General features: G+C 59.2%; 11 protein-coding genes and 3 pseudogenes. 6 read left to right on the top strand and 8 right to left on the bottom strand.

The annotated features are described in order from the left end of the window. Positions 1-80 precede the first annotated feature (80 nt). The 4 genes from AU14_RS23760 to AU14_RS21070 are packed head-to-tail and all read left to right on the top strand — an operon-like array spanning position 81 to position 5,671. A complete protein-coding gene (locus tag AU14_RS23760) occupies positions 81-2,228 on the top strand; it encodes a GAF domain-containing protein (RefSeq protein ID WP_407942826.1) in 2,148 nt (715 codons plus the stop codon). Beyond that, positions 2,225-3,742 (top strand): ATP-binding protein, encoded by a 1,518-nt coding sequence (locus AU14_RS23755; RefSeq protein WP_148312726.1) that lies wholly within the window; start codon positions 2,225-2,227, stop codon positions 3,740-3,742. Before AU14_RS23760 ends, AU14_RS23755 begins: the two co-directional genes overlap by 4 nt. After that, positions 3,729-4,865, top strand: coding sequence for a CHASE domain-containing protein (locus tag AU14_RS21075; protein WP_236744529.1), 1,137 nt, complete (start codon positions 3,729-3,731; stop codon positions 4,863-4,865). Before AU14_RS23755 ends, AU14_RS21075 begins: the two co-directional genes overlap by 14 nt. Continuing rightward, positions 4,841-5,671, top strand: a complete 831-nt coding sequence (locus tag AU14_RS21070; RefSeq protein ID WP_236744528.1) for a sensor histidine kinase — start codon at positions 4,841-4,843, stop codon at positions 5,669-5,671. The genes AU14_RS21075 and AU14_RS21070 overlap by 25 nt, the downstream gene beginning before the upstream one ends. Before the next feature lie 61 nt (positions 5,672-5,732). On the opposite strand, the gene acnA is transcribed toward AU14_RS21070, so the two are convergent. Together acnA and AU14_RS07455 are read right to left on the bottom strand one after the other, a co-directional pair. Further along, positions 5,733-8,477, bottom strand: coding sequence for an aconitate hydratase AcnA (gene acnA, locus AU14_RS07460; RefSeq protein ID WP_041339994.1), 2,745 nt, complete (start codon positions 8,475-8,477; stop codon positions 5,733-5,735). A 174-nt stretch (positions 8,478-8,651) separates the two neighbouring features. Then, a pseudogene (locus AU14_RS07455) lies at positions 8,652-10,473 on the bottom strand (ABC transporter ATP-binding protein). A gap of 144 nt (positions 10,474-10,617) precedes the next feature. Here AU14_RS07455 and AU14_RS07450 point away from each other — a divergent pair. Further along, entirely contained in the window at positions 10,618-12,072 is a 1,455-nt protein-coding gene (locus AU14_RS07450; RefSeq protein ID WP_041339984.1) for a hypothetical protein, read from the top strand. Positions 12,073-12,189: 117 nt separating this feature from the next. Here the strand turns inward: AU14_RS07450 and AU14_RS07445 are convergent. Then, positions 12,190-13,636 (bottom strand): annotated as a pseudogene (locus tag AU14_RS07445) (rhomboid family intramembrane serine protease). A 411-nt stretch (positions 13,637-14,047) separates the two neighbouring features. On the opposite strand from AU14_RS07445, the gene AU14_RS07440 reads away from it, so the two are divergent. Further along, positions 14,048-14,389 (top strand): OmpA family protein, encoded by a 342-nt coding sequence (locus AU14_RS07440; protein ID WP_236744527.1) that lies wholly within the window; start codon positions 14,048-14,050, stop codon positions 14,387-14,389. A gap of 59 nt (positions 14,390-14,448) precedes the next feature. On the opposite strand, the gene AU14_RS07435 is transcribed toward AU14_RS07440, so the two are convergent. From AU14_RS07435 to AU14_RS07415, 5 genes and pseudogenes are all read right to left on the bottom strand, one after another. Continuing rightward, positions 14,449-14,850 carry an MAPEG family protein gene (locus tag AU14_RS07435; protein WP_041339981.1) on the bottom strand — a complete coding sequence of 134 codons (402 nt, stop codon included), beginning with the start codon at positions 14,848-14,850 and terminating at the stop codon, positions 14,449-14,451. 2 nt (positions 14,851-14,852) lie between these two features. After that, a complete protein-coding gene (locus AU14_RS07430; RefSeq protein WP_041339979.1) occupies positions 14,853-15,095 on the bottom strand; it encodes a GlsB/YeaQ/YmgE family stress response membrane protein in 243 nt (80 codons plus the stop codon). A gap of 114 nt (positions 15,096-15,209) precedes the next feature. Next, the gene (locus AU14_RS07425) at positions 15,210-15,908 is read right to left on the bottom strand and encodes a lysophospholipid acyltransferase family protein (protein WP_041339976.1); all 699 of its coding nucleotides are present in this window, start codon (positions 15,906-15,908) and stop codon (positions 15,210-15,212) included. 178 nt (positions 15,909-16,086) lie between these two features. Next, positions 16,087-16,557, bottom strand: coding sequence for a class GN sortase (locus AU14_RS07420; protein ID WP_236744526.1), 471 nt, complete (start codon positions 16,555-16,557; stop codon positions 16,087-16,089). Beyond that, a pseudogene (locus AU14_RS07415) lies at positions 16,554-18,382 on the bottom strand (marine proteobacterial sortase target protein); the annotation flags it as partial. The pseudogene AU14_RS07415 and the gene AU14_RS07420, both read right to left, overlap by 4 nt. Positions 18,383-18,406: the final 24 nt, after the last annotated feature.

The following is an 18,406-nucleotide window of genomic DNA, read 5'->3' as shown; positions in this document are numbered from 1 at the left end:
TGGTGATTTCCCTCGTCAGTTATTTCTTGACTCGTTCTACTCTCAGTCCTCTGGACCAAATGACTCGGAAAATAAACAGCATGGTCCAGACGCCATCCAAGACAGATCGACTGGACCCGGGCGGGGCCAGTGAGGTTCGCAATCTGGCCATCGCCTTTAATCACCTTATGGATGAACGGGATGCCATCAGCACAATGAAGGATCAGTTCGTCTCTAACGTCAGTCATGAGCTGCGCACGCCACTGACCTCCATCAATGGTGCGCTTCGTCTGATTGATTCAGGCGCCACCGGTAATCTGCCAGCGCGAGCCCAGGCCATGAACAGTCTCGCGTTGCGTAACGGCCAGCGATTGCAACTTTTGATCTCAGACCTGCTGGACTTCGGCAAACTGTCTGCAGGACAGATGTCGGTCACATTAGCGCCAGAGCTACTGCAGCCGATTATCGAGTCAACGGTTTTGGACAACCAAACCATGGCCGATGAGAACAAGGTTGTACTGACCGCACAGGGCAACCTCCGACAGAAAGTGATCACCGATCCACATCGATTACGGCAAATACTCGACAATTTCGTCAGCAATGCTATTAAGTTCTCACCGGCCAATGGAAACGTCAGGATTTTCGTCGAGCCAGGAACGGCAGGCTCTACACGAATTGTCGTTCAAGACCATGGTGACGGTGTGCCAGAAACCTTTGTCGAGCACCTGTTTGATCGTTTTTCGCAAGCGGATACAGGAAATACAAAAACGACCGCCGGAACCGGGCTCGGACTGGCAATTTGCCGCGAGCTTGCTGCCCTTATGAATGGACGCTTGGGCTACTACTATGATCAAGCGCCCATTTCTGGGTTGAGCTGCCGTCTGTCGGAAATAAGGCCTGAGTCGACCATGAAAGCACCGGAAATACCGTCGAATGAACTGGAGCGCCAGTTCGCCCTCGACCAATCGGGATTGCTGGATTCAAATCCGGAGGAACGCTTCGATCGCTTCACCCGTATGGCCTGCAAGATGTTCGATGTACCCATTGCCCTGGTCAGCCTGATCGATAGGAACCGGCAGTGGTTCAAGTCTTGCCAGGGGCTGGCCGTCCCGGAAACCCCCCGGGATATTTCATTCTGTGGTCACGCCATCCTTCATTCCGACCTGTTCATCATCGAAGACACACTCCAAGACGACCGCTTCAACGACAACCCGCTGGTAAGGGACGCCCCCTTTATTCGCTTTTACGCCGGCGCGCCCCTGCACAACAGCGAAGGATATCGACTCGGCACCATGTGCCTGATTGATCGGAAACCGCGCCGGTTCGACGGCGAGGATCAAGCCTTGCTAAGAGAGTTGGCAGACTGCATCGAGCGCGAAATCAATATTCAGGCAGCCTCGGAATTTTATATCGACCTCAAGCGAAGCGAGCGCCGGGCGCGAGCAGTAATCGACGGCACCAAGGTTGGCACTTGGGAATGGAACGTTCAAACCGGGGAAACGGTCTTTAACAAACGCTGGGCCGAGATCTGCGGTTATCGCCTTGAGGAACTGGAACCCGTCAGCATACAGACCTGGCGAAATCTGGCGCACCCGGAAGATCTGGCGGAATCAGAGCGCTTGCTCACTGCCCTGTTTGACGGCGCAATGGATGAATACGACTACCGGTGCCGCATGCGCCACAAAGACGGCCACTGGGTATGGGTACACGACCGTGGCCAGGTCTTCGAATGGACCTCCGAGGGTCAACCGCTGCGCATGTACGGAACCCATGCCGATATCTCCGCGGAAATGGCGAACCTTGAAAAGATGCAGCAGCAAAACACCGCACTGAGCATCCTGAACGACCTCGCTCTGGACCCCGAGACCGACGATGACACCCGTATCCGCAAGGCGCTCAAACTAGGCGCAGATTACCTGGACCTGCCACTGGCCATTGTCAGCGAAATCACCGGCACTGTGTATACCGTTCGATGGTTCGATGCCCCAGAGGATGCCGGACTCAGCGCGGGGCAAAGCTTTGCCCTGGGCGACACTTACTGCTCCATCACCGTCGATTGCGACGAGAGCCTGTCTATTGAGCACATGGCCCGGTCCCCATACCGAAGTCATCGCTGCTACAACCAGTTTGGTCTGGAGAGTTACGTCGCCGCCCCCATCTATTTGCAGAACAAACTGTTTGGCACCCTGAACTTCTCGTCCCCAACCCCACGCTTCCAGGCTTTTCCGACACCGAAGTTACCTTCGTGACCTTGCTGGCCCGCTGGATTGCCGGCGTGATTGAGCGCCAGATGAGCGTACAGATGCTGACCAAACTGGTAAAACAGACCCCCGGAATGCTGTACCAGTACCGACTCTGGCCCGATGGTTCATCAGCCATCCCGTTCGCCAGCCCCGGGATTCGCGACATTTTCGGCGTTTCCAGTGAAGACGTAGCCGAGGACGCCACCCCCTGTTTCGGCCAGGTTCACCCCGAAGACTTTCCATCGGTTCGCGACAGCATTACCAACTCGGCCCGTAACCTGGAGGTCTGGCATCAGCAGTACAGAGTCCGGAACGGCGACCATTGGCGCTGGATCGAAGGCCGGGCAACGCCTGAGAACCTGGCTGACAACAGCACCATGTGGCACGGCTACATTACCGACATCGACGAAAAGAAGAAGATCCAGCTCGCGCTCCAGGAAAGCGAGGACCAGCTGCGCCGCCTGTTTGAGCTGTCGCCCATCGGTATCGCCCTGAACGACTACCACTCCACAGCGTTCCTCGACGTTAATCAGGCCTTACTTACGCCCACAGGCTACAAACGGGAAGACCTGATGGCGCTCAACCTGAGTGACTTGGTCGCGGGGGGGATCGAAATGGTCCGTGATCGGGCCATGATCGAACTTGAAAACACCGGGCGTTTCGGCCCTTTCGAACAGGAGATTGTGCGCCGCAATGGCTCAGTGTATCCGGCTGTGATTCAGGGCATGCGCATTACCAACGCCTCTGGCCGGGCGCTGGTCTGGTCGCTGATTGAGGATATCTCGGAGCGCAAGAAGGTCGAGCGGATGAAGAACGAATTCATCTCCACTGTAAGCCATGAATTGCGCACGCCGCTGACCTCCATTGCCGGGTCCCTCGGGCTGGTGGCCGGAGGCGCACTGGGCCAGCTGCCGGAAAAGGCCGAGCGCATGGTTTCTATTGCTGCCCGCAACAGCGACCAACTGAAACGTCTGATCGACGATCTGCTCGATATGGAAAAACTGATTTCCGGGCGGATGTCGATCCGGATGCAATCAGAGACCGTCAGCCCCGTAATCAAGGACTGTATTGAACGGTTGCACACCTACGCGGTGGATCGAGGCGTTTCCATCCGGTTCAGGGATCATCATCCACAACAGCGCATCCTGGTTGACCGCAACCGGCTCGATCAGGCCCTGGCGAACCTGTTGTCCAATGCCATCAAATTCTCGCCCGAACATTCCGAGGTGGTGGTTGAGACTCTCTTCGATGGTCAGAATTTCCGCATTCAGGTTTCGGATAATGGTCCAGGCATTCCAGCAAATTTCCGATCCCGGATTTTCCAGAAGTTCGCCCAGGCCGACAGCTCCGATACCCGGGGCCGTGGCGGCACCGGCCTGGGCCTGGCCATCACCCGTGAGATCATGACTCAGATGGGCGGTTCAGTCGGCTTCGAATCCATTGAGGGCGACGGTGCCACGTTCTGGCTGCAAGCCTCAGCCAGTGACACCCGGTCGGATGCGAATTATGAAGGCGACTAATCGCGACTCGCGATTCCTTACTCTGATCTGGGCATCCCGGCTGGCCATTCTGATATTAATGGTCGCGGTGTCTTTGCTGCTGGATGCGGCAGGGACGTCTAACCACCGAACCGATGTCAGGCAGCAGTGGCAAAACGAACTGGATGAAGTCAGCCTGAATCTGCAAAGCACTATCATCCAGAACATTCAGACGGTCTGGGGCCTGGCAGCCAACGTTGCTGTCGAGCCCGACATTAAAGATGAGCGATTCCGGGATCTGGCCTCGGTTATTTTTCAGTTAGCGCCGCAACTCCGGAACATTGGTCTGGCGCCTGATTTTGTCATCCGCCACATTTATCCTCTGGAAGGCAACGAGGCGGCCCTGGGTTTGGACCTGAGCAACGGAAGCCTGCCCCCTGCGCAAATTGAGCAATTATTCGAGATCCGACAGGCCGTTTATTCCGGACCCATCGATCTGGTTCAGGGCGGCCAGGGCCTGGCCGGGCGCATCCCCATTTTTGAACGGGATTCCGGCGATTTCTGGGGCGTTATTTCCGTGATACTGGATCTGGAGCGAATCTATCAGGCCGCCGGCATCTTGCCGATGAAGGACGGCATGAGGTTTGTCTTGTCCAGATCGGATAACCCAAAAAACCAGGCCGACATATTCCTGGGCAATGCCAAGACCGATTGGCAAGACCCTGTTGCCGCCACCATGAACATGCCCGGCACCCGCTGGACCCTGTTCGCCGAGCCGGCACAAGGGTGGCCCGACCACCCGGAATCGGCCCTGCTGACCCGGAGCCTGCTCTTCGCCATGGTGTTACTGGTAACTGGGATCACCTTCTGGCTTACCAGCCTGATGCTGAAAGACCGGGAAATGCAGCGCCGGTTCTGGGTCTGTTCGAACAGGCGCCCATCGGCATTGCACTCTACAGCAGGCATCGCAAGGCATTACTGCGATCGAACCGGGCGTTCGACCAAAGCTTTGGCAATCTGGCGAGTTCGCTGCAATATTTCGAACGCGGATTCGATCAGCACGGTCAGCCGATACCAGGAGGCCTGGGCATTCAGCGGCGCCTGGAAAACGACGTCAGTTTCAGTGGTGTGGAAGGGTACTTGCCGGGGCCCGACCAGACTCTAAAACCCATGATGCTTCAGGGTCTGCGGCTGGAGACGCTCAACAGCGAGTCGGTTGTCTGGATGATTACCGAGGACATCTCGGAGCAGAAACAAGCGGACCGCCTGAAAAACGAGTTTGTCTCCACGGTGAGTCACGAACTGCGCACCCCCCTGACCTCCATTTCCGGCTCTCTGGGTTTGCTTGCCAACAACGCTGTAGGCCAGCTGCCGGAGAAGGCCTCCAAACTGGCGAACATCGCCTATCGCAACAGTCGCCAGCTGGCCCTGTTGATCAATGACCTGCTGGATATTGAAAAGCTGGCCGCCGGCAAGATGCCCTTCGTGCTCGACGAATACCCCCTGCCCCAATTAATCCGGGAATGCGTGGAAAACATTGAGCCCTATGCCCGGGATCGCGATGTCAGGATCAACATCGGCCACATGGCGGATGTTCAGGTGCAGGTGGATCAGCATCGCTTCCATCAGGCGGTCACCAACCTCTTGTCCAACGCCATAAAGTTCTCCACGAAGAATTCCCGAGTCGATATCTTCACGGAATCTCACGAAGGCTGCGTCAGGCTATGCATTCGCGATCATGGCGAGGGCATTGCTCCGGAATTCCGGGAGCGGATTTTCCAGAAATTCTCCCAGGCGGATGCCTCGGATCGGCGGGCAAACGGAGGCACCGGACTGGGCCTGGCCATTACCCGCGAGCTGATGCTGAACATGAAAGGCACTGTGGATTACGCCTCGACGCCAGGCGAAGGCGCGGTGTTCTGGCTGGAACTTCCCATTGCTCATCGCGCCGTCGAGCAGGCGCTGGATTGAGTACCGGGTAGGGCTATTGAGCTAAAAGAGCCCGGCAGGCCTCACCTGCCGGGCTGCGGGCTTAAGCTGACTTGAGCATCTCACGCACCACGTAGTGCAGGATGCCGCCATGCTTGAAGTACACCGCCTCGTTGGCAGTATCGATACGCGACTTCAGGTCACAGCTTGTCGTTGAGCCGTCCTTGTAGGTCACCGTCATGGTCAGAGTCTGGCCGGGCTGGATGTCACCCGACAAGCCCTCAATGCTGATGGTCTCTTCCCCGGTGAGCTTCAGGCTCTTGCGATCCGTGCCCTCAGGGAACTGCAGCGGCATGACCCCCATACCAATCAGGTTGGACCGGTGAATCCGCTCGTAGGATTCCGCCACCACCGCTTTAACACCCAGCAGGCGCGTGCCTTTGGCGGCCCAGTCCCGGCTTGAGCCGGTGCCGTATTCCTTGCCGGCAATGACGACCAGTGGCGTGTCGGTTTCCTGGTACTTCATGGCCGCATCGTAGATCGGCATTTCGTCACCGCTAGGCACGTGGCGGGTGAAACCGCCCTCAACGCCATCCAGCATCTCGTTGCGGATGCGCACGTTAGCAAAGGTGCCCCGCATCATGACCTCGTGGTTGCCCCGGCGGGAGCCATAGGAGTTGAAGTCCTTGGGTGCCACACCATGCTCCTGCAGGTACTTGCCCGCCGGCGTGTCGGGCTTGAACGAGCCTGCCGGGGAGATGTGATCGGTAGTCACCGAATCGCCTAGCAGCGCCAGGATGTTGGCGTCCTTGATATCCTCGATGGCGTCCGGCTGCTCGCCCAGACCTTCAAAGAACGGCGGGTGCTGGATGTAGGTGGATTTGTCAGACCACTCATACACCTTGCTCTCGGGCACCTTGATGGCTTTCCAGATTGCATCGCCGTCAAAGACTTCGGCGTATTCCTTGCGGAACATGCCGGTTTTCACTTTCTCTACCGCCTCGGCGATTTCCTGCTGGCTCGGCCACAGATCCTTCAGGTATACCGGATTGCCTTCGGTGTCGTTCCCCAACGGATCCTTGCTCAGATCCAGGCGGACGTTACCGGCCAAAGCATAAGCCACCACCAGGGGCGGCGACGCCAGCCAGTTGGTTTTCACCTGGGGATGAACCCGACCTTCGAAGTTACGGTTACCCGACAACACTGACGCGACCGTGAGATTGCCATCGTTAATGGCTTTTTCTACCGGGTCTGGCAGTGGTCCGGAGTTACCGATGCAGGTGGTACAGCCATAACCCACCAGGTTGAAGCCGAGCTTGTCGAGGTCGTCGTCCAGTTCAGCCACTTTCAGGTAGTCGGTGACTACCTTCGAACCCGGGGCCAGGGAGGTCTTCACCCAGGGCTTGGTTTTCAGGCCCTTTTCCACCGCTTTGCGAGCAATCAGGCCAGCGGCCATCATGACACTCGGGTTGGAGGTGTTGGTACAGGAAGTAATAGCGGCGATCACCACGGCGCCCGGATCAAGACGGCATTGCTCACCGTCCAGCTCCAGGGGCTGACTGGAGGCATGCCGGTAGCTGTCGTCGACGCCCACGGCGGTCTGACCACCTTCGGACTCAAGCTTACCCTCCCGAACTTCTGCAGGGCCCTCAGCGGTTTCCATCAGCAGTTCGAACGAGGCTTTCATATTTTTCAGGGCGACCCGGTCCTGAGGCCGCTTGGGCCCGGCCAGACTTGCCTCAACTTCGCCCATGTCCAGTTCCAGGGTATCGGTGTATACCGGCTCATGGCCCGGTTCGCGCCACAGGCCCTGGGCCTTGGCGTAGGCTTCCACCAGCGCAATCTGGTCGTCCTCGCGTCCGGTCAGGCGCAGGTAGGTCAGGGTCTGGTCGTCCACCGGGAAGAAGCCGCAGGTAGCACCGTACTCCGGCGCCATGTTGGCGATGGTGGCCCGATCGGCCACGGGCATGTCTTTCAGGCCGTCGCCATAAAACTCGACGAACTTACCAACCACGCCTTTCTTGCGCAGCATTTCGGTAACAGTCAGCACCAGGTCGGTGGCGGTGATGCCTTCACGCAGCTTGCCACTGACCTTGAAGCCCACCACTTCCGGAATCAGCATCGATACCGGCTGACCAAGCATGGCCGCTTCCGCCTCGATACCACCAACACCCCACCCGAGGATGCCCAGGCCGTTGATCATGGTGGTGTGGGAGTCGGTACCGACCAGGGTGTCCGGGTAGGCAAAGGTTTTGCCGTCCTGGTCTTTTGACCACACAGTCTTACCCAGATACTCCAGATTGACCTGGTGACAGATCCCGGTGCCCGGCGGGACCACCCGGAAATTGTCGAACGCCTGCTGTCCCCAGCGCAGGAACTCGTAACGTTCCTGGTTACGCTCCATCTCGATGGCCACGTTGTCCTTGAATGACGAGGCGTCGCCAAACTTGTCCACCATCACCGAGTGGTCGATCACCAGGTCCACCGGCGATAGCGGGTTGATCATCGCGGGATCTTTGCCCGCCTTCTTGACCGCTTCGCGCATGGCAGCCAGATCCACCACGCCGGGCACGCCGGTGAAGTCCTGCATCAGCACCCGGGCCGGACGGAATTGTATTTCGGTGTCGGAGCCCCGGTCCTTCAGCCACTGCACCATGGCATCAATGTGGCTACGATCGACCGTGGTGCCATCCTCGTTGCGGAGCAGGTTCTCCAACAGAACTTTCAGTGAGAATGGCAGGCGGTTGAGATCCCCTAGGGTCTCGGCCGCCTTCGGCAGGCTGTAATAGTGGTAGGTCTTGCCTCCCGCTTCCAGGCTGGACAAGGTGTTCAGGCTATCGTTCGACATGGTCTGCCTCCTTTGCGTCGTATTCCGACTGATGCGATAACTATTGCACCGATTAAACAGAGTTCAACCGCGGACTCCTGAATGTTCGACATTCGCCCGCTGAATAGTGCCCTTCTGAATAGTGCCCTTGCAGTAGTGCCGTTAGAGCAATGTCTTTGCATTGCTCCAAGATACCTACAATTGCCGCTCACCGTACAGCTGCGCATAAAGTCCATCTTGCCGGATCAGCTCATCGTGATGGCCTTCTTCGATAATCCGTCCGTCCTCAAAGACATAGGCCCGGTCCGCCTGTTTTACGGCGCTGAGCCGGTGCGCAATGATCAGGGTAGTGCGCTGGCTCAGGAAGGCTTCCAGATCCCGGTGCAGCTGGTACTCAGTCTCGGCATCCAGCGCCGAGGTTGCTTCGTCGAGAATAACCACCGAAGGATCCGACAGAATCATTCGGGCGATGGCCAGGCGCTGGCGCTGCCCCCCGGACAACCGCACACCCTGGCGCCCAACCATGGTGTTGAGCTGCTGGGGCATGTCCATCACGGTTTTATCCAGCTGGGCAATCTGCAACGCCTGCCAGAGCTCGGTATCGGATTTTTCCCGGCCCAGGGTTAGATTCTGGCGCACGGTGTCATTGAACAAGGCCGGATGCTGCAGCACCGTAGCCACGTGTTCCCGCAGGCACGGCAACCCGATTCTCTGCACCGGTACGTCATCAATCAGGATCTCCCCGCGCTGGGGTGTGTACATGCCCAGGATGACCTGCACCAGGGTCGACTTGCCACCGCCACTGGTGCCGACCACGGCGACTTTTTCACCAGGCTTCAGGTGCAGGTTGATGCCGCGTAGCACCGCCTCGTCGTCGTAACTGAAGTGCACATCCCTGAGGGTCAGGCTGACGGTATGCCGTTCCCGGAAGGGGTTTTCCAGGGCCGGATAACGGGGCTCCTCCTTCAGCTCCAGCAACCGGTTGATCCGGCCCAGGGCGGCATTGGCAGCAAACCAGGCGTACTGCATGTTGAGCATTTCCTGCACCGGGGTCAGCATGAACCAGAGATAGCCAAAAATAGCGAACATCATGCCGATGCTCAGATCGCTAAACAGCACCGTGACCATGCTGCGCCGCGAAACACGTCGACGCCGAACTGGAACAACGCAAAGCTGGCCCGGGTGGCGGCATCGCTGCGCCATTCAAACTGGATGGCGTGATCCCGGACCGTCCGTGCCCGATCAATCAAGTGGCGCAGGTAGTGTTTTTCACGGTTGGCGGCCCGGAGCTGATGAATGGCATCGAGGGTTTCGGTGAGATCGCCCTGAAATTCCTCGTAGGCCTCATTTTCCCGGCGTTTCAGATCCTTGACCCGCTTTCCGATCAGGATGGTGGAAAAAATCACCAGAGGGTTAAACAGCAGAATCAGCAGGGCCAATTGCCAGTGCACCCACAGCAATACCATGGCGGTGCCGGTCACGGTCAGACTGGCCACCAGAAAACGGCTGATGGTGGTGCCCAGGAACTGGTCGATGGTGTCCAGGTCGGTGATGAAGTGACTGCTAATGCCGCCCGCGCCCCGGGTCTCGTACTCGGACATGGCCACCCGCTGCAGACGACCGAGCAGTCGCGACCGGATCCGGAAAACCACGTCCTTGGAGACCTTGGAAAATTCCCGGGATTGCAGAACATTAAACGATAACGCCGCCAGCCTCAGGCCAAAGGCCACCAGCACCATCACCCCGATATACACCAACGGCTGCTGCCAGGCCTCCGGCAAGACCTGGTCCATCACCGGCAGCACCGGCCCGCTCTCCTCAAGCAACACCTCATCCACCAGCACCGGCAACAGCAGGGGCACCGGCACACTCATAAGTGTCGCATGATCGCCAGGCCATTAGCCTTGACCAGGCGCGGCTTGTGCTTCAGCGCCAGCTGAAAGACATCGCGCCACTGGTATTTGCGCTGGCCGGCGTCCTGATCCGCGGTCTGGCTGGGGTGATGATACTGGTTCAAAAATCCTCCGGATTGAGTGCCTACCAAGGTCGATACGATGGCGACTAGCATCAGTCTACCGTGTCACGGGATTGCTGCGATTGCCGATCAGTTCTGTCATGATTGACCGACGCTTTTTCTGACGGACCAGGAACAAAACCCGCTGTGAAACACGACTGCCATTACCACCCCGGCGACCCTGCCAAGTGGCACTGCTCTGAGTGCCAGATGCATTACTGCACTCGTTGTATGCCCGATGCCGACACCCGCCAGCGCCGGGCACTCTGCCCCCAATGCAGCAAGGCCATGCGCTACCTGGGCGCCGCCACCGAGGTGGTGCCCTTCTGGAACCGCATCGGCGCATTTTTCCGGTACCCGTTCCACAGCGATCCGCTGGTGGTGATTGCCATCTGCACCCTGGTTCCGATTGTCGCCCCCGCCAATCTCATAGGCATCGTGATCTGGGTGTTGCTGGCCCTGGCCCTGTTCAAGTACACCTATGCGGTGATTAACCACACCGCCGAGGGCCACCTCAAACCGCCGCCTGTTTCCGTGGCGTTCAGCGGTAGTGGCTTCAGCATCGTACTGCTACAGTTTTTGGTGTTCCTGTTGATGGGCGGCCTGGTAGCCTCTGCCGGCATGCTGGGCGGGCCGCTATTGATGATGCTGGCGCTGGCGTTCGTGGTGCTGGCGCTGCCAGCCAGCATCATGGTGCTGGCCATGGAGCGCTCGGTGGGTGCTGCGGTCAACCCGATGAACCTGGCCATGCTGATATCCCGGATCGGCAGCCCCTATTTCCTGCTTTACGGTTACCTGATCCTGCTGACTCTGGCCTCGGGGGCAGCCCAGGATTTCGCCGTTAATCATTTCCCGTTCTGGGTGTCCCAGCCACTGGCCGGCTTCCTGAACAGTACCTTCACCCTGATCCTGTTCCACATGCTCGGTTACCTCCTGTTCCAGTATCAGGAGGAGCTGGGCTTTGCCTCAGACCTGCAGGACGGCGCGGAACAGCAGGACAGCCAGCACCGTGACCGCAGCACCCGCTTCGACGCGGACATCGACATGAATCTGAAAGACGGCAATTACGATCGGGTTCAATCGATGCTGAAAGAGGCTCTGAAACGGGACCGGGATAACAGCCAGCGCCTCGGCCAGCTGCATCAGTTGCTGACCGCCCGCAACAACGTCTCGGAGCTCTACCGCTATCACCCCCGATTGCTGGCCTGGCTGGCCGATCACAACGACGGCGACAGCATGGCGGCATTGCTGGACACCCTGCAAACCGCCGAACCCCAGTTCCGGCTCGACGACCCTGAACTGGCGGTACGCTGCGCCCGAGCACTGTACCACCGCGGCCAATACAAACCCGCGCTGCGCTTGCTCCAGGACTTTCACAAACGCTTCCCGGACAGCGATCAGTTGGCGCAGGCCTACCTGCTGGTCGCCCAGTCTCTGGCGAATGGTCTGAATCAGTGGGAAAAAGCGACGGCGTTCCTGACGTTCATCCAGAAACGCTGCGGCAACGATCCGCTGCACAAGCAGATTGGCACCTACCTGGAGCAGGCCGAGAAGCGGGAGCCGCTTAAAGGGCCGAAGGCGAACTTCGCAATTCAGGAGTAGGTTAGCCGGGCGGACTGCTTCCAAAACACGCTGTGAATACGTCCATGTACGCTCGGCTCCGCCATCCATGGCTCCGCACGGTTTCGGAAGCAGCCCGCCCGACTACCCAGCAATCATTCAGTTCGCGCTCAACAACTGCCGGTAGTGCCGTGCCTTCGGCTCCATCTGAAGCTTCTCGAATTCCTCCACCAGCAACCGGCAGGCCTCTGACGCAAGCAGCTGATCACCGGTGCCGCGCAGCCGTTCAAACGCTTTTTCGGCGGCCTTCATATCATGCTGCTTCAGGCTGGTGAACAGCACCCGGTTGTGGTCTTCAGCATCCAGGGCTGGTGACTCTCGCCCTTGCCCAGGAATTCCTTCCAGATCTCGATCACCTGCTCCGGCTGACGCCGGGCCAGGGCGTCGTTCATCAGCTCCCGGGTCCGGTCCCGGTACTCGGGCAAATCCGGGCGTAACTTGGCCAGCTGATACAGGTGCTCAAGCAGAATGGGCCGGTCCGGGTAGTGCTCCCGCAAGGCTTCGAACTGATGGCGGGCCAACTCAAACTCCATGCGCCCCAAACTGGCCATGGCCTGGGCGTAGCCAGAGGTAAAACGGGCATCCTGCTCGTCTTCCTCGGGCTCGAAAAACTCTTCTCGCACCTGCAGCCAGCTGCGACCAAGCATCCACACCAGGCCCGCGCCGGCGACCAGACCGCCCGCGTGCGCCATGTAGCAATACCGGTAGCACCGGCAAACCAGTAATCGTAGATCTCCTTGCCCAGCCAGACCGGCAGCATGGCCAGAGCCGGGGCCCGGAAATAATTGAAATACACCCCGAGAAAGTAGAAAAACCGGATTTTCTGCAGGCCATAGATGGCCACGTACATCCCCATCAGACCAGAGATGGAGCCAGACGCGCCGACCAGGGGCATGTAGCTGCCAGCCGAAAACGCGGTGAACACCAGACCGGACAGGGCACCACAGATCAGGTAAGCCACCAGGAAACGACCGGCCCCGAGGGCTTTTTCCACGGTGAAACCCAGCAGGAACAGAAACACCAGGTTGCCGATGATGTGACCCCAGCCGCCGTGCAGGAACTGGTAGGTAATCAAGTTGTAGAGAGACAATTCCGCCGGCACCAGGCCAAGCTGGAAGGAACTGAGTTTCTGGATGAAGTTTTCTTCGATGGAACGCCGCTGCTCGGCCCAGCGAGCCCTGTCGGCCGGCGCCCAGATCACTTGCTGGTTGTTCTGCAGGTAGCGGTAGAAATCGCGGTCCATCAGCAGGCTCACCGCCAGCCAGAAGGGCTCGTCGGCCTCCCGTAGCTCCTGGAATTGCTGCAGCTCATGGATCCTGTCCTCGGCGCCCTCGAAGCGGATCTGGCGCTGGAGGTAATCCTCATAGGCCGGGGCCTCAAGCGATCGCAGGTCGGAATTCAGGTACTGACCCACCGCCTGCTCTATTTTCCGGCTGTCGCCACCCTGATAAAACAGGAAGACCAGCAGGCACGTCAGCATCAGGCCAAGGGTGATCCAGGGCGGTCGCTTCCAGTTAACGGTGTTCTCGGCGGGGATTATCAGCATGGGCGGTCACAATTCATCACAATCTGTCCCTGAAAACCTGTTTTTTACCACAGTAAGGCCTTCTTTTCGCGTTGTAATGTCTTTTAAGCGGTAAGGCGTCACGAATGCACACCAGCAACGATGACCGATGCCATAGATTACATGGTGCCCTGTCATGCAAGGGTCACAGAAATGCCATTTAATCGGGCTATCAGGGTTGCCGTGCAAACGCTTATCGACCTTTCGCCAATTGCCGTTAGTCCCGCGCCAACGAATAGTGAGCCGGACTAACAAGAACAACCGGATACTGGAATCAAGGAAATTGCCAATGACCGTACTCGTTTTGGATAACCCAGAGCTGATCGCCAAGCCGCCGTGGCGTCCGGTTTCACAGCCGCTGCCCTCGCCTCCGATGCCAGGCGTCCGCACCGGATGAAGTTTCATTACGGCTTCAACAAGCACGCGCTGGACGGCACTGATGTCGCCATTCTGCAGCAGCATGCCACCTATCTGCGGCAATACCCGGGTGTCCGGGTGCGCATTCACGGTCACTCCGACAATTTCGGCGCTGAAGATTATAACCAGTTTCTGTCTCGACTTCGGGCCAACGCCGTAGCCCGGCTACTGATGCAGGAAGGGGTAGCCGAGAGCCAGATTCTACTGACCGGCTGGGGCTCAACCCGGCCACTGGCAACCCTGGAAGACCACGCGGCCAATCGCCGGGTGGAGCTGGAATATCTGACCCAGGACATGGCCCAAGCATTACAGGGCTAAAATCGGCGCAAAAAAAGGGGGCTCGCAAGCCCCCTTTTTTTGATGCCGGTCTGAGCAACTCAGCCATAAACCTTCCAGACGTTCCACAACAGCAGCACGGCCGTAAACAGAATGGCCAACCAGGTCATGATAATGCCCAGAAAGCGCGCCCAGTGGGTGCCGCCCCGGCCATTCAACATGCCCCAGGCATGCAGGATACGGCCAACCACCAATACCATGCCGGTCCAGTAGACCAGGCCAGTGGCAACGCCGTTCAGCTCGGCAATACCCAGCATGATCAGAGCAATGGGTGCGTATTCCACCAGGTTTCCGTGGGCCCGGACCGCCGCCTGAAAATCGCGGTCGTCGGTTACGCCAATACCCTTCTTGAACTTGAGGCGGAATTTCACCACCTGAACCGACAGCACCAGCAAAAGAATGCCAATGACTGCGGCAAAAACTCCAGTTACGGGTACGATCATGGTCAGCCCTTCTTGATCTGGCTAACAATCGCCAGCAACAGTACTGCCCCCACCGTTGCCGTTACCAGCTCGCCAACCGCGCCCTGAGCCGCCAGACCGAGCAGACGGAACACGAAGCCGCCGATCACGGAGCCGACGATACCAATACCGACATTGGCCAGCACTCCAAAACCACGGCCTTTCATGATCAGCCCGGCCAGCCAGCCAGCAACACCGCCGATTATCAAAAACAGAATCAGATTCATGGTTTGCCTCTCCGTGAAGTTCGTTCAACAATTTTTCAGACCCGCAAAGCCTGCCCTGTTTCCCCAGGCGCTTCAAGAACTTCCACAGGTCAGTGGGGGACAATTACAGAATGGCTAAAGATCGGCGATAGTCTCGGCCATCAACTTATGGCATCGGGCCATCAGCTCGGGGATGTCTGCGGTGGTCATCCCGGCCGTCTCTATGGGCGGCAGGATACGAACTGGCACCGGCTCACGCTGACCACTCCAACCCAGGGTCTTATCCTGATACTGGCGGGCACACACGAGAGTGATGGGCGCGCCGGAGCCAACGGCGGCGTGGAAGGCGCCTTTCTTGAATTTTTGCAGGCCGCGGCCCTGACTGCGGGTGCCTTCGGGAAAAACCCACAGGCTCTTACGGTCGCGGGCAATGGCTTCGCTGGTGGCCTGCATCACCGCAATGGCCTTGTGGGACCGGGCGCGATTGAGAATCACATTGCCACCAAGCCAGAACACCTGGCCAAAGAACGGAATCCACATCAGCGCCGATTTACCAACGGTGACCGTGCGTGGTGGCAGCAGGTCGCCCATCACGAACAGGTCGTCGTTGTGTTGATGATTGGCAAGCACCACGGTCGGACGGTCGGTGGGCACATTTTCCCAACCCTCCAGTGGGCGCTTCATACCCAGAAAAGCACGGCCGACCCGGGCCACTGCCGTGCCCAAAAACCGGTTGTTGTCCGGGTTAAACGGCCGGGCCAGATACAGCACCAGTGCGAACAGGCAGATAACCGGTACGCTGACCCAGGCCAGAAATTTTCTTAAAGCTCCCATGACATCCAACTCTATCGCCAAACTTTGGCGCACAAGTGTACGCTAACCTCAAATTCCGGCAACAGTATCCATTGGTTCCAGTTGGTTACGGCTTGGTGCCATCTCGCACGGGCCTCCACCACATACCGCAGGGGACCACGGGCGTCCATGCCGTCAAACGGATAACAGGTCACCAGGATCAAGCGTCGTCGGCCAGTGCCCTGGTATCAATCCGCTCCGATCGGCTGTCGACAATCCGCGTGGCCTGAACCCGGTAATGGCGCCAGCCACCTGCCCGGTCCTGCAACCGAAGTTCGCTGCCAGTCTCCAGATACTGTAGCTGATCAAAATGGGTATCGCGGTGACCGGCGATGATTACCGGGCCCCGATGGCCCTCCGCGCCCAGCAGTTGTCCCGGCCCAAATGCCAGACTTTCACCATGACCACCCGCCAGCACAATCATCGAGTCGCCCAGTTCCGGCACGGTTAACCGAGCCACCGGCCAGGTGTCGGCCCAGGGCCAGGGCCGGGTTTCGGCCTGCCGGGCCTGGCTCTCGGCCCAGGCCAGCTCCAGCAATTCCTGGGCAACCACTGCCTTGAGGGGAATCCACAGGCCGAACACCAGCAACGTGGCTGAGGAGGTCAGCAGCAACAGCAACAGACGGCTCATGGCGTGGCCCTCCGCTGCAACAACCCGAAGGCCAGGGTAAACATCAGTCCAATCAGGCCCAAGGCGGTAAACAGCGGGGCCGTGGTTGCGGTCTGGGGGTAACGCAACATGCCGGCCTGACTGCCCGCGGGCAACAGGGTGGGTAGATGCTCGGTTTCAGGCGGCACCCCGTTGGGCCGGGCCGGCACCTCATCCACCGCAACAAAGCTGGTGTAGGGCGACATCAGCCTGTGTTCCACCGCCAACTCGGTCACCCGCGCCTTGTTTGGCTCGCTGCCTTCCACACGCGCGCTATCCAGCAGGTGATCGATTTTCTGCCGGGCCCACTGGCGGTTCAAACCACGTCCCGGCGCCGCTTGCTGCAAATCCAGCGATTGCGCCCAGCGCCGTCCACCGGGCAACTGGCCGGACACCTTCACCACACCCCCCGGTGCGGTGCCACGAACAACTTGTACCAGGGGCTCACCCCGGAACAGATCGCCGGTGCGGGCGGGGAAACTTTCTGCCTTGCCGTTTTGCTCAGGCCACTGCACCCGGACATCGGTCAACACCGGCGCTTCCATGGCCGCAAAGAGTCGCTGTAAGGGCCCACTGACATCAGCCGAGTCCTGAATGGCGGTGTACAGGCCGCGGCCCCAACGTGCCGCTTCACGCATGAAGTGCATGTTGGGCGCCGAGCCAATGCCGACGGTAAACAGGCGCTGACTGCCAAGCTGCTGGCGAATCTGGGCAAACAGGGCGGCCTCATTGCCCACCGCACCGTCGGTAATAAACACCACCTGGCGCACCCGCTCGCCGGCGTTTTCGCCCGCACTGGCCGATGTGGTTAGGGCTCGCTCCAGCGCCGGGGCCATCTCGGTGCCGCCATCGGCCTGCAAATTGGCCACGTAGCGTCGGGCCCGCGCCAGGTTGTTGCCCGTGGCCGCCTCCGGTTGCATGAACAGAGCATGGGTCTGGTTGTTGAAGCGGATGACATTAAAGCGGTCGTCCGGGGTCAGGGTCGCGAGCCCCTGCTGGAGTGCCGACCGGGCCTGGCGAATGGACTCCCCGGCCATGGAGCCGGAGGTGTCGATCACGAACACCAGATCCCGGGGCAGCACCTGGGCCTCGTTGACGCCCGGCACCACCATGGTTAACAGATAATCCTCGTCCTGCCAGCGCTGATGGAACACCGCCGCCGTCGGCTCCCGCCCGGCCAATGGCTGCCAGCGCATCACGAAATCCCGGTCCATCAGTATCTGCTCAGACTGCACCTGAACGGTCTGACCATCGAGGCGCGTCTGCAACGGATGGGACGGACTGATAACCCGGGCCAGCGGCAATCCGGCATCAATGGTCATCCGGATGTCAGCCCGATGACTGGTAGCCGCAACCTCATCCGCCTGAACCGTAAACGGGCTGATGGCATCGGCATCCGGCACCTGGGTCGAGGGCAGCGCCCAGCCGTCGTGCCATTCCCGGGGCTGTCCCGCCAGCGGCTCACCGGGCATGTACCGCGGCATCAGGGTGGTGGGCACTCGCAACTCAAACTGTCCCGCCCGGTAGCTTACCGGTTGCTGGTATTGAAGCTCGACACGGATGGTCTCGCCCGGGGGGATGTTGGCTACCCGGGCGGTAAAAAGGTTTGGCCGCTGCTGTTCGACGTTGGCGGCACTCTGCCCGGCCGACCGGGCCTTCTCATAGGTCTTACGGCTTCGGCTTTGGGCTGCACCTCGCCAACAATGATGCGCTCACCCACTGTCATGGTCAGCCCATAGACACTGGCTTTCTCCGGTAACGGAAACACAAACACGCCCTCGCGCCAGTCTTCGCTGGTATTGCGAAACCGCCGCGACAGCCTGGTTTCCGC

The sequence above is a fragment of the Marinobacter similis genome, from assembly GCF_000830985.1.
Classification (GTDB): domain Bacteria; phylum Pseudomonadota; class Gammaproteobacteria; order Pseudomonadales; family Oleiphilaceae; genus Marinobacter; species Marinobacter similis.
The sequence above is the reverse complement of the archived record's forward strand: the minus strand, read 5'-3'. Positions and strand labels throughout refer to the sequence as shown.

Coding starts and splice junctions, on each gene's coding strand:
- AU14_RS07420 (WP_236744526.1), bottom strand. CDS start 16,557: ATGAGCCGTCTGTTGCTGTTGCTGCTGACCTCCTCAGCCACGTTGCTG.
- AU14_RS07440 (WP_236744527.1), top strand. CDS start 14,048: ATGAAGTTTCATTACGGCTTCAACAAGCACGCGCTGGACGGCACTGAT.
- AU14_RS07430 (WP_041339979.1), bottom strand. CDS start 15,095: ATGAATCTGATTCTGTTTTTGATAATCGGCGGTGTTGCTGGCTGGCTG.
- AU14_RS21075 (WP_236744529.1), top strand. CDS start 3,729: ATGAAGGCGACTAATCGCGACTCGCGATTCCTTACTCTGATCTGGGCA.
- acnA (WP_041339994.1), bottom strand. CDS start 8,477: ATGTCGAACGATAGCCTGAACACCTTGTCCAGCCTGGAAGCGGGAGGC.
- AU14_RS07425 (WP_041339976.1), bottom strand. CDS start 15,908: ATGGGAGCTTTAAGAAAATTTCTGGCCTGGGTCAGCGTACCGGTTATC.
- AU14_RS23760 (WP_407942826.1), top strand. CDS start 81: ATGGTCCAGACGCCATCCAAGACAGATCGACTGGACCCGGGCGGGGCC.
- AU14_RS07435 (WP_041339981.1), bottom strand. CDS start 14,850: ATGATCGTACCCGTAACTGGAGTTTTTGCCGCAGTCATTGGCATTCTT.